We start from the raw sequence: 15,487 nt of genomic DNA, 5'->3' as shown, positions 1-15,487 counted from the left end.
TAATATAGTTATATTTTTAAACATATTTAGTTGTACTAGAGCTGCTTACATTAGGTTCATTTTAATGATTCTTTTCTACCTTAGCCTCAAAAAATAAAACTTAATTCAAGACATTTTAAGCGTTTATGTATGCAAAGAGATTTAATCCGTAGGTATATGTATGAATTCAGTGAGAATTAAATTGCTGACATAATATGTTCGATAAACTTATGAGCTAACACACATTATTCAAATACTTTGTGCTCAGTCATATTTACCCCTTTACCCCAAAGTGATTACTTAAAAGTGGAGAATAAAAATGTCACAAGAATACATTGAACAAGATCAGCGACAAAAATTATGGAAACTCATTAAAGACGTGCGTTTCACCATGATTAGCTATGTCACTGACAAGCAAGAAATTCATTCTCAACCCATGACCATGCTTAATTCTGATAAGATGAATGAGCATGAAAATATCTATTTTCTGATGAAAGAAAACAATGACCTTGTAGAGGCAGTCAATGCAGGTCGTAATCATCTTGGATTAGCATTCGCTAAACCTTCAGACGATATTTATGTATCAATTAGTGCTCATGGAGAAATCAGTACAGATGCGGCCCTAATCGATAAATTATGGAATCCTTGGGCAGAAAACTGGTTCGATGGCAAGACTGATCCTACTGTTCGCGTTTTGATAGCTAATGCTATTAGTGCAGAATTCTGGAATGTCAAAGACAATAAAGTCACCCATTTATTCAAAGTTTTGAAGGGCAATTTAACGGGTAAAACTCAAGAACTTGATACTGAACATAATACCCTGAACTTAAAATAAATGATTTTATTGATTTGAATGAATGCTTTAATTTTAGGTTAATTTGGATTGTCCCATAGTTAGTCAAGTGCATATATGATCTCGAATGAATGGTTTCACCAGCACAAATATCAATTTCAAAAAGGCTGCATCAAGCAGCCTTTCTTGCGTATATAAATTGATTCAACTGACCTTTTGAATTAATTGCGCTTTGGCCACTTCTTGTTGCTTTAATAAGTTACGTTGGATTTTTCCACTCGATGTTTTAGGCAACCCATCCACAAATTCAATTTCTTTTGGATAAGCATGCTTGGATAAACGAGATCTTACATAGGCTTGTAGCTTATCCATGAGTTCTGAACTTGCTTGATATTGTGGTTTCAATACCACAAAAGCTTTGACCAATTCAGTTCGCTCAGGATCAGGCTTACCAACAACTGCCGACTCTAAAACCTCTTCACATTCTAATAATGTGCTTTCCACATCGAAAGGCCCTACACGATAGCCTGACGTTGTAATGACATCGTCTGCACGACCTACAAAATCAATGCCGCCTTCTTCGTTTAAACGAACGGTATCACCGGTTAAATAGTAGTTCCCGACAAAGGCTTTACGGTTATTGCCACCATAGCCTGTGAACCACATGAGTGGAGATTGCGACCAGTCTAATGCCAATGTTCCAATGCCACCACGTTCAATTTCTTGATAGTCTTTATTAAGCACCGCGAAACGATGGCCCGGTATAGCAAAACCGGCTGAACCCACTTTTTTGTAGTGTTCTAAAGCATGATGATTTGCAATCACCATACCGAGTTCTGTTTGCCCATATTGGTCATAAATATTGACGTTTAAATCGTGATTAAACCATTGAATCACTTCGGGCGTTAGTGGCTCTCCTGCACTACTCACAACCCGTAAATGTGATTTTAGGGATTCATCAAATTTTTCTTTAAAACCAAAGAACATACGAAATGCCGTTGGTGAACCGGTCAAATTACTGACTTTATATTTTTTGATGACTTGAAGTGCATGATCAACACTAAAAGCACGTTCATCCATAATAATGCTGTGTCCTAAACTTAATGGCCCTGCAATTCCATAGTACAAACCATAAGCCCAACCCGGATCTGCCAAATTCCAAAATGAATCTTCATCACGCAAATCAACCGCATGTGTCATATACCCTTTAAATGCCAATAACGCTTTGTGTGGCACAGGTACAGACTTGGCCAAACCGGTCGTTCCCGATGTAAACATCATTAAAAATTCATCGTCAAATGAACGTGGTACTGAGTTATATGTGGTGTCATGAAGTTGCAGCTCTGACCAAAAGTCAGGATCTGTCTGAATTGCTTGATCGGCATGCACGGTTAAAATATGTGGTAAATCAATATGATTGAGTTTTGATCGTTGCTCAGTGTTGGTTACAATCAGCTTTGTTCTTGCAGTTTGCACCCGATGCTCAATCGCTTTGGACTCAAATGCCGTAAACAAAGGCTGATAAATTGCCCCTATACGCCATGTTGCCAATACGGTGATCAATAACTCTGCAGTACGGGGTAATAGGCCTGCAATGCAATCACCTGCTTTTAGCCCAATGCGCTGATAATAATTTGCCAATTGTGCAGAAGCTAAATCTAATTGCTCAAAAGTCCATTGTTCAGATTCACCATTTTTACCTTCCCAGATCAGTGCAGTTCGATTTTGCCCAACATAGCGCCCACAACATTCATCATAAGCATTGATTGAACTTGGCGTACCGACCAATTGTTCTGCAACCATTTTTTCAAAATTAAAATCACGATATGCTTGTTCTAGTGTCTTCATGACGACAATTCCTATCCTGTTCTCTATGACTCAAAGTGCAAGACTTTGAGGTTTATTGATCTTGTTGTTGTACCGCTGCGTACTAGTGACGATTCCTTTGCCACATCCGCTTTTACTGCTTTTCTATACACCGATTGCAATGTCGGTTTTTTAGTTTTGAAACTTATACTCTTCGACAATCTATTCGTAAATTACCTATTCTTAGACTGTCTATACCTAGATAACCATGTTTGGATGTGCCCTGCAATTTCCATAACCATCAACGCCATTGCAGGGTTTGAACATCGACTAAAGTCTATTTTTTAACCTTTCACCCTTTGGTGACTTCACGTGCAATCACCAGCCGCTGAATGTCCGATGCACCTTCATAGATTTGACTGACACGCACATCACGATAAATTCGTTCTACTGGAAAATCAGATACATAACCGTAGCCTCCATGGATTTGAATGGCATCTGAACACACCCGTTCAGCCATCGTCGATGCAAAAAGTTTCGCCATCGAGGCTTCTTTTAAGCATGGAAAACCTGCATCTTTTAACGTCGCTGCATGGAAGATTAATTGACGTGCTGCCTCAATTTGGGTGGCCATATCCGCGAGGTGAAATGCCACGGCTTGATGCTGAACAATCTCCACCCCAAATGCCTTTCGTTCATTGGCATATTCAACGGCTGCATCTAATGCTGCTCGTGCCATACCCACAGACTGCGCTGCAATGCCAATTCGACCTGACTCTAGGTTTGATAAGGCAATTTTATAGCCTTCACCCTCTTGGCCTAAAAGACTATCGGCAGGAATACGACAGTCATCTAAAACTATAGTTGCTGTATCGGAACAATGCTGACCCATTTTGTCTTCTAATCGCGATACGATATAACCAGGTGCATCCGTCGGTACTAAAAAGCACGAAATCCCTTTTTTACCAGCAGATTTATCCGTTACCGCAAAAACCAAGGCTACTTGGGCATGTTTTCCTGTGGTAATAAATTGCTTGGTGCCATTTAACACCCACTCATCACCATCACGCTCCGCTTTACATTCCAATGCACTCGCATCTGAACCCACTTGTGGTTCTGTTAGGCAAAAACAACCTAACCATTCGCCAGTGGCTAATTTTTTTAAGTATTTTTCTTTTTGTGCTTCTGTACCATAACGCTGCGTAATGCCACATGGCAGTGAATTTTGTACGCTAACAATTGTGGAAATCGCACCATCGCCCGCAGCAATTTCTTCTAAGGCAACAACCAAAGACACATAGTCTAAACCTGCACCACCCCATTCATCCGAAACCGTCATGCCTAAAGCACCCAGTTCACCAAGTTCCTTAAGTTCTTGTGCAGGAAATGACGCCGTTTTATCACGCTCTGCAGCAGTCGGTTTCAGTTTTTCTTGCGAATAGCTTCGCATCATGTCCTGAACCATTTTTTGTTCATCATTTAAAATCATGAGACTTCCTTTTCTAAATCTTTTATAGCGCGTATAGCTTTAAATTTTGGATAACTGCGGAATTAAAAATACTTTGGCTGTATAAAGCAAAGTTGGATACACGACGACGTCATTTGCAACTGTCTAAGGCAAGACGCCATTAATCTCTAATGATTCTGCGACCTATAAATCAATAAATGCTTGATGACAAATTTTGCAAATGACAATGGTTTTGGTTACTTTTGCCGAAACAAAAGTAACGCGATGAACTACTGTCAACGAAGTTATTCTCGATCAGACTCCGTCGTAGAATCCTGAATAAGCAGTTTTAATAAATAACTATTTAGGCTGCATACGGATCGCGCCATCAAGACGTATCACTTCTCCATTGAGATAGGCATTTTCAAAAATATGCGTCACTAATTTTGCAAACTCTTGTGGTTTTGCTAAGCGTGGTGGGAAAGGCACCATTTGCCCCAAAGCATCTTGTACATTTTGTGCTAAGCCTTTGAGCATCGGCGTTTCCATAATACCCGGAGCAATGGTCATCACACGAATCGATTCACGTGCAAGCTCACGCGCAAGAGGTAATGTCATTGCAACCACCGCCCCTTTTGATGCTGCATAAGCCGACTGACCAATTTGACCATCAAAAGCCGCAACCGACGCCGTATTCACAATCACGCCACGCTCTTCTTCACCCTCTTTTAATTCATATTTAGCAATCAGTTGTGCCGCATAGCGCAGCATATTGAATGTACCTGAAACATTTATATTTAATACTTTTTGGAACATCGCCAAATCATGTAATCCGTCACGACCTAAAACTTTTGCAGAGGGTGCGATACCTGCGCAGTTCACTAAGCCATTAAGTTGACCAAATTCCGCTTCAACTTGTGCAAAGAAAGCGCCGACCGCTTGTTCATCGGTAACATCCAATTGAACAAATTTGGCATGATCACCCAGTTGACGTTGCATTGCTTCGCCATGCTCATGATTCATATCCACAATAATCACTTTTGCGCCCAGGCCAATCAGATGTGTTGCTGTCGCAGCGCCTAGTCCTGATGCACCACCTGTCACAACAAAAACTTTTCCTTTAATGTCCATAGCATTTCCCTATTTACGATATCTTGTTTTAAATTCGACTTAAGATGCAGAGTAAACAGAGAATTTATTCAGTACAATTTCCAAATGTTGCATCTTTACTGATGTATTTGGACAATTCTGAACAAGGACCTATCCGCACATATGCCGAAGCATGGACTCGAATACAGTAAAGGGACGATTTCTATCGACTTGGTGCATGAAGCATTACACGATGCGCAAAAAAAGCACTTTGATATTTCTTCTATTTTACAAAAGTCTGGTATACCCTCAGAGTTACTGCTATCAAGTAAGACCAGAGTTTCCGTTTCACAATATGCGGCTTTATGGACTCATCTTGCAGATGTGATGGATGATGAATTTTTTGGCATGGATCGGCATGCCATGCGACGTGGCAGTTTTAAGCTACTGTCGAAAATGGTCATGCATAACAGCACCTTGGGGGATGCACTCAAGCAAATCCTACAATTTTTAAATCTGGTTTTAGATGACTTGCATAGTGATTTAACCATTGAAGATCACTTTGCTTATATCGTGATCTATGACCAACAAGCGCCTAAACGCATGTTCAGCTATGCAACATATTTGATGCTCATCCATACGCTACTGTGCTGGTTGAGTGGACAACGGATTTTATTAAACCAAATCCAATTTAAATGCGATGCACCTATTGATGATCACGACTATAAAGTCCGCTTCTGTGAAAATATTCATTACCAAGCCAGTCAAAACTATATACAGCTCGATGCCAGTTATTTAAGTCTACCAATCAAACAAGACACACGTTCGTGGTATCAATTCTTACAACAAACACCTGAAAACCTTTTGGTACGCTTTAAAAACCCGTATGCGCTCAGCAGCCAAATTCGTAAACAACTGTTAGACGTTCCTCCTGCCGAATGGTTAGAGTTTTATGAGTTGGCGGTCAAAATGAATATGTCGGAAGCCACAATGCATCGCCGTCTTAAAAGTGAAGGTGTGAGTTATCAACAACTCAAAAATGATATCCGACGAGATACCGCCATCGATTTTTTAACCCATACCGATAAAAGCTTGCAAGATATCAGTGAAGAACTGAATTTTCATGATCCGAGTGCTTTTCATCGGGCTTTTAAAAAATGGACAGGTGTCAGTCCTGGTGCATATCGACAAAATAATGCGCCTGAATTCAAGGCCTAAAATTTGATATTCACTATTTATAAATTGAATATTCATCTAATGAATAGAAAATCAATAACTTAAAAACATTCAATAAATAGACTGACCATTCATCCTTGAGTGATTGCTACTTTAGTCTAATTAGGTTATTTTTCACTCAATTTAAAGCGATTTGCTTATTTATTTTCCAATTCTCCTGCATCTCCTTGAAAGGCTTTCCTATGCTTAAGATGATTGATGTTCTTGAACAACAACTTGTTCAAAACTTTTCAGATTCTCTTTTCACTCAGATTGACGCAATTGATGACCTGTTTCATGAACAGCTTAAAACTGTCGCAGATATCGATTTGCAAAATTTAATCTCACAATTTTTTAGCACTGAAAATGCAGTTGAAGTTGCTCATGCGCTGGATATTCAAGCGGATGACATTGAAGCAATTCAAGCAGGTGCAAATCTAAAAGATGAAAATTTAGTGAGTGCAACTGCAAAAATTATTGCTTACTGTCTTGCAGTAGAAACAGCAGCTTTAGAACAAGTTGAAGTTTTCGATAGCTTACAAGATTACCCAATGTAAGTATTGATCACATATAAAAAAGCAGCGAGAGCTGCTTTTTTATTGGAAAAGTTATTTTAAGTCTGTAATTCACTATAATTTTTGAATATTCATTACACTAAAATATCTAAGCATTTTTCATGCAAGTTTACACATTAATTTATATAACGAAATTTCATCACAATTAAATCCAATAAAGCATTTTAAATCAAATACCTATATTTGATTTATACGCTTATCTCGATTTCTATTATTCTTAGCATTTATTCTGTTTTGTTTCTGAAATATTTCCGTCGTATCTATGTGCTCATAATTCAACACTTGATTGTGAACGATATGACTTCCCTATTTAAAAGCTCAAAACTAATTTTTTCTACGCTGACATTCAGCCTATTCAGTAGCTCTATCTTTGCTGCTATTCCTTCGACACTTAAACTGGATTATGCCTACTATGCACCGACCAGTTTAGTGGTGAAGGAACAAAAACTCTTAGAAAAAGCATTACCCAAAACACAAATTAAATGGGTCTTTAGCCAAGGTAGTAATCGCTCACTTGAATATCTCAATAGTGGCAGTGTGGATTTTGCCTCAACGGCAGGACTTGCAGCCGTTTTGAGTCGTGCCAATGGCAGTCCGATTAAAACCGTATACATCCAGTCACAGCCTGAATGGACGGCATTACTTGTGGCAAAAAACTCTCCGATTAAAAGCCTGAAAGAGCTTAAAGGCAAAAAAATTGCGGCGACCAAAGGAACCGATCCATTCATGTTTACTTTGCAGTCTTTGGAAACAGTCGGCCTCAATAAAGGTGATGTGCAATTGGTACATTTACAACATCCTGATGGAAAAACAGCTTTAGAACGTGGTCAAGTCGATGCATGGGCGGGATTAGATCCACTCATGGCATCTGCACAAGTACAATCAGGCGCACGTTTGCTGTATAGAAATGTGGGTTTTAACAGCTATAGTGTTTTAAGTACCAAACAACAATTTAGCCAGCAAAGTCCTGAAGCCGTTGAAGCTGTGATTAAAGCCTATGAACAAGCACGACAATGGGCCAAAGCCAATCCAGATAAATTAGCCGAATTATTGGCACGTGAGTCTAAGCTTCCATTGGCTGTTGCCAAGCTCCAGTTAAGTCGTACCAACTTTGAGCAAAATATCCCAACAGCTAAACACATTGCGGCCTTAAAGAAATCTGGCACGATTTTGACTGAGGAAGATTTAGTTCGTAAAGGTACCAATGTCAATCAAGTCATTGACCATCTTTTTGATGCACGTTATGCGAAAAAGGTTGTGAAATAACATGTCATTATCAGTGACTCAACCCAAAGTCGATACAGCGGTTTCGACCGCTTCCGATTCATCAAACCATATAAAACCCAAGTTGATCTTGATTTTAAAAGGTCTTGCTCTACCTGTGGTTTTGTTGCTGCTATGTGAAATCTTGGTCAAAAATGGTGTTATCGAACCGTATCTACTCCCTGCTCCGAGTAGTCTTTGGCAGTCATTTATAGAGTTATCTGAAGGTGAACTTTGGCAGCATATCTGGACCAGTACTTGGCGGGTATTTTTAGGCTTTTTTATTGGTAGCGGACTTGCTCTGATTTTTGCACTCTTGGTCGGTTTGAACAAACAAGCCGAAGCATTTTTGGAACCTACATTTTCAGCAATTAAATCTATCCCCAGTTTGGCGTGGATTCCCTTACTGCTCTTATGGTTAGGTATTGATGAATCTTCAAAAATCACCCTCATTGCCATAGGTGCTTTTTTCTCGACCTATACCAATACCGTTGCAGCGATTCAAGGTGTAGACCGAAAACTCATTGAAGTTGCACAAGTTTATCGTTTGAAATATTTCAGGCAGATTCGTGAGATTATTTTACCTGCAGCATCACCGGGTATACTTACAGGCTTACGCAATAGTTTAAGTTTGGCGTGGATGTTTATGATTGCAGCAGAGTTGATTGCAGCCACGCAAGGTATTGGCTATTTGCTCAGTGATGGTCGTGAAACCTCACGTCCAGATATCGTAATTATTGCCATTATTCTATTGGCGCTCTTAGGGAAAATCACCGATAGCCTGATGAAATATCTAGAACAATACCTATTGCGTTGGCGTGATGTGGTGAAGTAACGTATTTTTCCACACTTGCAAATGCACACATGCAAATATTCACATGTGAATTGAAAAAAAAATAAAATAAAGCGCATTCAATGCGCTTTATTTTTGACTATTTCTCTAACACCAAATCAGTGTTGCCACTGGCCTAAACTGACACGGTCATTGCCACCATAATCTTTTACAGTCCGAACATTTCGATACCCAGCTTGTAAGAACAAATGTCTGACTGCTTCCCCTTGGTCATAACCATGTTCGAGCACCACCCAACCATTCACGGTTAAATGTTTTTTGGCTTGAAGAATGATTTGTTCAAGATCAGCAAGCCCATGATTATCTGCAACCAAAGCACGTTCAGGCTCTGTTGCCAAATCCTTCATGTGTACATCATCAGCATCGATATACGGCGGATTTGACACAATTACATCAAAGAAAGCACGACCAAAGGGTTTCAACCAAGAACCTAAGACAAACTGCACATGTTCAAGATCATGCTTTTTGGCATTAAACTCAGCGACTTCCAATGTAGGTTCGTAAATATCTGAAGCCACAATTGACCAATCTGGACGTTCACTGGCTAATGATAACGCTACAGCACCAGTTCCTGTTCCTAAATCGACCACACGAGCATCTTCAGGAAGTTCTAAACGCAGTACAGTTTCAACAAGTACTTCCGTATCAGGACGTGGCACCAAAGTATCTTTAGTCACTTTTAAGTCTAGCGTCCAAAATGGCTGAGAACCTGTGACGTAAGCCAAAGGCTCACCTGCGGTAATACGTGCAAGACTTTCAACATAGAGTTGTTCTTGCTCAGCTGTTAATTCTTGATCCTTTTTCATGATTAAATCAAAAGAATCAATCTTGGTGATATGCTCTAACAACCACGCATTTTCCTGACGTTCATAACTCTCAGGTTCACCACGATAGGCCAAAGCCTGTGCAATATTCATTAGCCACCATTCTGCTGTGCTAATAAAGCCAACTGATCGGCTTGATATTCACGATGCAAACTATCTAGCAATTCAGTCAAATCACCTTCCATCACTGCATCCAACTTATACAGTGTTAGGTTAATACGATGATCAGTCATACGACCTTGTGGATAGTTATAGGTACGAATACGCTCAGAACGGTCACCAGAACCCACCAAGTCACGACGCATTTCAGACGTCGCGGCATCTGCCGCTGCGCGTTTGGCATTTTCTAAACGAGAAACCAACAGCGCCATCGCTTTGGCTTTGTTTTTATGCTGTGAACGTTCGTCCTGACATTCTACAACTGTACCCGTTGGAATATGGGTAATACGTACAGCAGAGTCAGTTTTGTTAATGTGCTGACCACCCGCACCAGATGCACGATAGGTATCAATACGTAATTCTGAAGGATTAATTTCAACACTGGTGTCTACATCAATTTCCGGCAAAATCGCAACAGTACATGCCGAAGTATGAACACGACCTTGTGACTCTGTTGCAGGAACACGCTGTACACGATGTGCACCACTTTCAAATTTCAAACGACCATATACGCCTTCACCATTGATGAGGCAAATCACTTCTTTATAACCGCCATGTTCGCCGTCATTTTCAGACAGCACTTCAATACGCCAACCTTGTGATTCAGCATATTTACTGTACATTCGATACAAGTCACCAGAGAAAATTGCAGCTTCGTCACCACCTGTTCCGGCACGAATTTCTAAATAAGCAGAGTTCGCATCATTCGGATCTTTTGGAATCATCAGAATATTTAAGTCTGCTTCAAGCTGACCGATCAAAGCTTTATTTTCTTTGATTTCCTCAACGGCCATCTCTTTAAAATCTGGATCCGTCATCATTACTTCAGCAGTCTCAATATCTTCTTCTGCTTGACGGTATTTTTTCCAAACTTCAGTGATTTCAGATAAATCACTATGCTCACGTGACAACTGACGGAAACGTTTGTTGTCTGAAATAACTTCTACATCTGCGAGTAATGCATTTAATTCTTCGTGACGGTCAGAGAGCTGATCTAATCGTAAACGTAACGATTCTTTCATTTTTCAAAAAATCTCAATACACAGGCTCTACCGCTAAACTTTCACGGATATGCCAAAATTCAAAATAATGGCGCTAGTGTACCGATAATGGGTCTGAAATGACATATATATTGTTTTTTGGCCTATCAATGACCTAAATATCAAAGTGTGAACTTCATCACTCCTACCTTTCTCCACAAAGTCGTACAGATTTTCTGCATTCGACCATTTTTTTCACAATATTAATAAAACTTATACAAACTAGACACTCAAATCACCAAATAAAGAGAAAGCTCTCCATATTTATAGCGAATAGTTTTGTTACATTTACTGCCATCGAAATGATTAAGAAAAGTCCTCGCGTTTATGAAGGACATGGAGTGAACTATGAAACTGAATACTCTTTTAATGACAGCCACTCTAGCAACTGCTTCTATGTTCACTGTGTCTGCAAATGCAGATAGTACAACACGCGTTGCTGCAGCTAGTGCATTAGGTAGTGTTGCAGGTACTGCAATTGGTAAAAACATGGGCGGTAATACCGGCGCTACAATTGGTGCCGCTCTTGGTGGTGCTGGTGGTGCTGCGGTAGCAAGTAATAAACGCAACCGTACAGAATCTGCTATCGGCGGTGCTTTAGGTGGTGGTACAGGTTATACTGTTGGTAAAAGCATGGGCGGTACAAACGGTGGTTACATCGGCTCTGCACTAGGTGCTGCTGGTGGTGCAGCTCTAGGTAATAAAATCTCTAAAGATAAAGCTTACGACAAACACCAAGAACGTAAATACAAAAAACGTTACCGTCGTCGTCACTAATTCAAAAATTAGTGAGTCCTTATTGAATAGTGAAAATAGCACCTTCGGGTGCTTTTTTTATGTATCGCCTTTTTTCAAATGATAAATACAACTTTATTTATTGCTCCTGATAAATATTTAGATTTGCCTTCCCTCCAACCAAGTCATCAATCATGTAGAAATAAAGTGCAAAATTTACATTGCAGCAACGGAACACGTATTTTATTTCACATCACGCTCCAAATATTCGCTATGTGTTTTCATATATTGATATCAACAGATAAACATCATGCTTCGTAAGGAGTTTAAAAATGAAAATTAATAAAATTCTATTCAGTGCAGCAATTGCCGCTTCAGCACTTACTATGACTGCAACACATGCAGGTAATAGCACCAATACTGCATTAACATCTGCTTTAGGTGGTGTTGTTGGTGCAGCAATCGGTAACCAAGTTGGCGGCCAAACTGGCGCAATGATTGGTTCAGCAATTGGTGGCGGTGCAGGTGCAGCAGCATCGGCAAACAAACGTGACCGTAATGGTGCCATCATCGGTGGTGCACTTGGTGGCGCAGGTGGTTATACCGTAGGTAAAAACATGGGCGGCACAAACGGTGGTTATATCGGTGCTGCACTTGGTTCAGCTGGTGGTTCTGCACTAGGTAAAAAAGTGTCTGAAGACCGTCGCTATGATGACCGTTATAATGGTCGTTATGATGATCGCTATGACCGTCGTTATAACAACCGTGGCTATCGTACCAATAATTATAGCTACCACGACCGAGGCTACCGTGGAGACAATGGTCGTCACTTAGGTTGGTACAAAAACGGTAAACGTTAATCGATATATTTCAATGAAAAAAATCAGCACCTTCGGGTGCTTTTTTTGTATATAAAAAAGTTTAGATATATCTAAAGTTGTCTTTTCACACCGCCCCACGACCATATCGAGTTTATTCGATATACATTCAGCTTTTTATATCGTATTATTTCGATATAAAGATCTCTGAGAGAAAACATGCGTACTCTAGCCGATACAAAATTTTCAATACTTGAACTCGCACCTGTTCGAGATGATAAAACCATCGAATTTTCGCTCAAACATGCACTCCAGTTAGCGCAGAGAGCAGAAGAGCTTGGCTATGAACGTCTATGGTTAGCCGAACACCACAATATGGACGGCATCGCAAGTTCTGCAACTGCGGTTTTACTCGGTTATCTCTTAGCAAATACACAATCTATCAAGCTCGGTTCAGGTGGGATTATGTTGCCCAACCATGCGCCTTTAGTTGTCGCTGAACAATTTGGCACGCTTGAAACGTTATATCCTGGACGTATTGAACTCGGTTTAGGTCGCGCACCAGGTACTGACCAAACCACCATGCGCGCACTACGCCGTGGCCGTCAGGAAACCGAAGATCAATTTCCACAAGATGTTCTTGAGATTTTACAATACTTCAAAGCACCTGAACCTCACCAGCGCATCATTGCCACACCGGGACAAAATACACATGTTCCCGTATGGCTGCTAGGTTCAAGTTTATTCAGTGCACAACTCGCTGCACGTTTAGGTCTACCCTATTCTTTTGCTTCTCATTTCGCACCACGCATGCTTGGACAAGCGATTCAGCTCTATCGTGAAAATTTCCAAGCATCCGAATATTTAGATCAACCTTATGTGTCTATGGGCGTACCAACGGTTGTTGCTGAAACAGATGAAGAAGCAGAATATCTAGCAACGAGTGCTTACCAACGGGTTTTAGGTTTAATGCGTGGTCAAAGTTTAAAACTCAAAGCTCCGGTCGACAGTATGCAAGGCTTATGGTCTGCTGCAGAAAAGCTGTCTGTTGATAATTTCTACGCTATGGGACAAGTCGGTTCAAATGCAACTGTTCGAACAGGTTTAGAAAACCTACTCACTAAATATGACGTTGATGAGTTTATTTTCACCTGCGACATTTACGATACCGATAAGCGCATTGAAAATTTCGAACGTTTAATGCAAATCAAAAATGATCTGGCTTGAGACTCTAAGCTTAATGATCTAATCCAAGCGTTTAATCCGTCTAAAGGTAGAATTGTGACTACATTTTTTGTGGCTCTTTAGACGGATAGCAGTCAACAGATAATATGGTTTCGGCTAACAACGACCAAACCTGTACTTAAAAACCATCATTGCCTCAACGAAATAATTGATTTACTCATTTTTATTGGTGTATAGATATTCAATATAAAAAACAATCATGAGCCCATATGTTGATAAACTAACACCGCATTTATCACAGCAAGTTGATGTGCCCTCATTTTAGGCGCTGTGGTGTTTTGCATAGGGTTATTCAATGCAAATATGATGCTGAATGAAAAAGGCTTTTATCTCATTTTATTGCTCTATGAATTATTTTCATCGGTTTCATTACAAAAAATTATTCTTGACCGTTTAGAAGGAATGCATGTCACTGCAATCTACTTTGGACTGTGCTGGGCATCCGTCATTATTTGCCTCGTACTTCTTGCCATTGGTCTATGGAATGCTGAACTGGCATTAAGTGAAAAAGGTTTTTACATGATGGCTTTCCTAATGAGTCTGTTTGGTATAGTTGCTGTACAAAAAAATATTCGTGATATGGACTATTTACGTACACATACCGACCAACCCGAACTTAAACATTCAACCACGAGTCAGCTTGACTATAACTCACCAGATGATGAACCACTTTAAAACTCACAAAATTTATAGATCTCAAAAGCTGTTCATGCAGGTCGCTCATTGTTTTATCGATCTGCTTGAGCGGTTAATGAACTACAACGCATAAAAAAATCAGTTCACTCCTAGAAATGTATAAATGACAAGGGCCAAGCAAATCAATTCTAGACAAATTGCATGACTCATCAGACTGAAAAAACGCTTTACTCCAACTGGCCCATCACAGAATATATTCCCATCTAACACTCAACTAAAAAAACAAAAGATAAGGAATAAATATGGCCAACAAGCAGGATGCAACCCACCATATTTTTAATAATCATCTAGAGGATTTTGAACACTTTCGTGGAACGATCATCGGTTCAGAACAGATCAAAGATTATGATTTTAAGAATCAAAAAATCGCAATTATTGGGATAGATCAGCATGTGGTCTCTGAACTACATCATCTATGTCAGGTTGCAGATAACATCATGGTCTATCAAATCAAACCGCAATTTGTCTTACCACGCACCGAACGTCTACTGAATAAATTAATCCAACATCCACTGATTGCAAAAAATCGACGTTTATTTAGCAATCGTATTAAGAGTATTTTGGCGATTCGCTTTTTAGAAGATCAAGTGCCGAACCATTGGTTAAGACATTTACTCAGTCCAAATACCGCAATTCAGAACAAAACCTTCCTAAAATCGGATCATTATTATGCTGCATTACAGCAGCCCAACTGCATCTTAAATACTTGGCCAATTGCGAATATTCAGAATAATTCAATCACGGCTTTAGATGAGCATACGTTTGAGTGTGATGTCATTGTGCGCAGCGAACCTAACCAGCCTAAAGAAAAGTAATTACAATGAAATGATTTTCACATAACATTTACTAAAATTTATCTGATTGATCAAAAATCACAATACCAAAAGCCATCTCTAGCGGCTTTTGGTAGCTCCCCTACTATATTGGATACTTCAATTCAATAAGGCTAA

Annotated in this window: 14 protein-coding genes and 1 pseudogene; 10 read left to right on the top strand and 5 right to left on the bottom strand. The window is 39.8% G+C overall.

Features of this window, described 5'->3' with window-relative positions:
* Nucleotides 1-298 precede the first annotated feature (298 nt).
* Nucleotides 299-814, top strand: a complete 516-nt coding sequence (locus tag AVJ20_RS04465) for a pyridoxamine 5'-phosphate oxidase family protein (RefSeq protein WP_111884292.1) — start codon at nt 299-301, stop codon at nt 812-814.
* 162 nt (nt 815-976) lie between these two features.
* Here AVJ20_RS04465 and AVJ20_RS04460 read toward each other — a convergent pair whose 3' ends face one another.
* The 3 genes from AVJ20_RS04460 to AVJ20_RS04450 all read right to left on the bottom strand — a co-directional run bounded on the left by AVJ20_RS04460 (nt 977) and on the right by AVJ20_RS04450 (nt 5,156).
* Nucleotides 977-2,620, bottom strand: a complete 1,644-nt coding sequence (locus AVJ20_RS04460) for an AMP-binding protein (RefSeq protein WP_111884291.1) — start codon at nt 2,618-2,620, stop codon at nt 977-979.
* A 310-nt stretch (nt 2,621-2,930) separates the two neighbouring features.
* Entirely contained in the window at nt 2,931-4,067 is a 1,137-nt protein-coding gene (locus tag AVJ20_RS04455; protein WP_111884290.1) for an acyl-CoA dehydrogenase family protein, read from the bottom strand.
* A 318-nt stretch (nt 4,068-4,385) separates the two neighbouring features.
* On the bottom strand, nt 4,386-5,156 hold the full coding sequence (locus tag AVJ20_RS04450; protein WP_111884289.1) for a 3-hydroxyacyl-CoA dehydrogenase: 771 nt from the start codon (nt 5,154-5,156) through the stop codon (nt 4,386-4,388).
* A gap of 141 nt (nt 5,157-5,297) precedes the next feature.
* On the opposite strand from AVJ20_RS04450, the gene AVJ20_RS04445 reads away from it, so the two are divergent.
* From AVJ20_RS04445 to AVJ20_RS04430, 4 genes are all read left to right on the top strand, one after another.
* Nucleotides 5,298-6,332: an AraC family transcriptional regulator gene (locus AVJ20_RS04445; protein ID WP_111884288.1), complete on the top strand. Its 1,035-nt coding sequence runs from the start codon at nt 5,298-5,300 to the stop codon at nt 6,330-6,332.
* A gap of 200 nt (nt 6,333-6,532) precedes the next feature.
* Complete coding sequence (locus tag AVJ20_RS04440; RefSeq protein ID WP_111884287.1) at nt 6,533-6,886, top strand: hypothetical protein; 354 nt, start codon at nt 6,533-6,535, stop codon at nt 6,884-6,886.
* A 315-nt stretch (nt 6,887-7,201) separates the two neighbouring features.
* Nucleotides 7,202-8,170, top strand: coding sequence for an aliphatic sulfonate ABC transporter substrate-binding protein (locus AVJ20_RS04435; protein ID WP_111884294.1), 969 nt, complete (start codon nt 7,202-7,204; stop codon nt 8,168-8,170).
* A 1-nt stretch (nt 8,171) separates the two neighbouring features.
* On the top strand, nt 8,172-9,002 hold the full coding sequence (locus tag AVJ20_RS04430; protein ID WP_111884286.1) for an ABC transporter permease: 831 nt from the start codon (nt 8,172-8,174) through the stop codon (nt 9,000-9,002).
* Between the two features lie 116 nt (nt 9,003-9,118).
* Here AVJ20_RS04430 and prmC read toward each other — a convergent pair whose 3' ends face one another.
* Nucleotides 9,119-9,937 (bottom strand): peptide chain release factor N(5)-glutamine methyltransferase, encoded by an 819-nt coding sequence (gene prmC, locus AVJ20_RS04425; RefSeq protein WP_111884285.1) that lies wholly within the window; start codon nt 9,935-9,937, stop codon nt 9,119-9,121.
* Nucleotides 9,937-11,025, bottom strand: a complete 1,089-nt coding sequence (prfA, locus tag AVJ20_RS04420; protein WP_078188570.1) for a peptide chain release factor 1 — start codon at nt 11,023-11,025, stop codon at nt 9,937-9,939. The genes prmC and prfA overlap by 1 nt, the downstream gene beginning before the upstream one ends.
* 366 nt (nt 11,026-11,391) lie before the next feature.
* On the opposite strand from prfA, the gene AVJ20_RS04415 reads away from it, so the two are divergent.
* The 5 genes and pseudogenes from AVJ20_RS04415 to AVJ20_RS04395 all read left to right on the top strand — a co-directional run bounded on the left by AVJ20_RS04415 (nt 11,392) and on the right by AVJ20_RS04395 (nt 15,352).
* Nucleotides 11,392-11,820: a glycine zipper domain-containing protein gene (locus tag AVJ20_RS04415; protein ID WP_078193959.1), complete on the top strand. Its 429-nt coding sequence runs from the start codon at nt 11,392-11,394 to the stop codon at nt 11,818-11,820.
* Between the two features lie 290 nt (nt 11,821-12,110).
* The gene (locus AVJ20_RS04410) at nt 12,111-12,638 is read left to right on the top strand and encodes a hypothetical protein (RefSeq protein ID WP_111884284.1); all 528 of its coding nucleotides are present in this window, start codon (nt 12,111-12,113) and stop codon (nt 12,636-12,638) included.
* Nucleotides 12,639-12,815: 177 nt separating this feature from the next.
* Entirely contained in the window at nt 12,816-13,823 is a 1,008-nt protein-coding gene (locus tag AVJ20_RS04405; protein ID WP_111884283.1) for an LLM class flavin-dependent oxidoreductase, read from the top strand.
* Between the two features lie 217 nt (nt 13,824-14,040).
* A pseudogene (yiaA, locus tag AVJ20_RS04400) lies at nt 14,041-14,516 on the top strand (inner membrane protein YiaA).
* Between the two features lie 263 nt (nt 14,517-14,779).
* On the top strand, nt 14,780-15,352 hold the full coding sequence (locus tag AVJ20_RS04395; protein WP_111884282.1) for a flavoprotein: 573 nt from the start codon (nt 14,780-14,782) through the stop codon (nt 15,350-15,352).
* The last annotated feature ends 135 nt before the right edge of the window (nt 15,353-15,487 follow it).

Source organism: Acinetobacter sp. CFCC 11171 (genome assembly GCF_003268405.1).
Classification (GTDB): Bacteria; Pseudomonadota; Gammaproteobacteria; order Pseudomonadales; family Moraxellaceae; genus Acinetobacter; species Acinetobacter amyesii.
Note: the sequence above shows the minus strand (reverse complement) of the source record. Positions and strands in the feature narration are given on the sequence as shown.

Coding starts and splice junctions, on each gene's coding strand:
- AVJ20_RS04455 (WP_111884290.1), bottom strand. CDS start 4,067: ATGATTTTAAATGATGAACAAAAAATGGTTCAGGACATGATGCGAAGC.
- AVJ20_RS04450 (WP_111884289.1), bottom strand. CDS start 5,156: ATGGACATTAAAGGAAAAGTTTTTGTTGTGACAGGTGGTGCATCAGGA.
- AVJ20_RS04465 (WP_111884292.1), top strand. CDS start 299: ATGTCACAAGAATACATTGAACAAGATCAGCGACAAAAATTATGGAAA.
- AVJ20_RS04440 (WP_111884287.1), top strand. CDS start 6,533: ATGCTTAAGATGATTGATGTTCTTGAACAACAACTTGTTCAAAACTTT.
- AVJ20_RS04395 (WP_111884282.1), top strand. CDS start 14,780: ATGGCCAACAAGCAGGATGCAACCCACCATATTTTTAATAATCATCTA.
- AVJ20_RS04445 (WP_111884288.1), top strand. CDS start 5,298: ATGCCGAAGCATGGACTCGAATACAGTAAAGGGACGATTTCTATCGAC.
- prmC (WP_111884285.1), bottom strand. CDS start 9,937: ATGAATATTGCACAGGCTTTGGCCTATCGTGGTGAACCTGAGAGTTAT.
- prfA (WP_078188570.1), bottom strand. CDS start 11,025: ATGAAAGAATCGTTACGTTTACGATTAGATCAGCTCTCTGACCGTCAC.
- AVJ20_RS04415 (WP_078193959.1), top strand. CDS start 11,392: ATGAAACTGAATACTCTTTTAATGACAGCCACTCTAGCAACTGCTTCT.
- AVJ20_RS04435 (WP_111884294.1), top strand. CDS start 7,202: ATGACTTCCCTATTTAAAAGCTCAAAACTAATTTTTTCTACGCTGACA.
- AVJ20_RS04405 (WP_111884283.1), top strand. CDS start 12,816: ATGCGTACTCTAGCCGATACAAAATTTTCAATACTTGAACTCGCACCT.
- AVJ20_RS04460 (WP_111884291.1), bottom strand. CDS start 2,620: ATGAAGACACTAGAACAAGCATATCGTGATTTTAATTTTGAAAAAATG.
- AVJ20_RS04430 (WP_111884286.1), top strand. CDS start 8,172: ATGTCATTATCAGTGACTCAACCCAAAGTCGATACAGCGGTTTCGACC.
- AVJ20_RS04410 (WP_111884284.1), top strand. CDS start 12,111: ATGAAAATTAATAAAATTCTATTCAGTGCAGCAATTGCCGCTTCAGCA.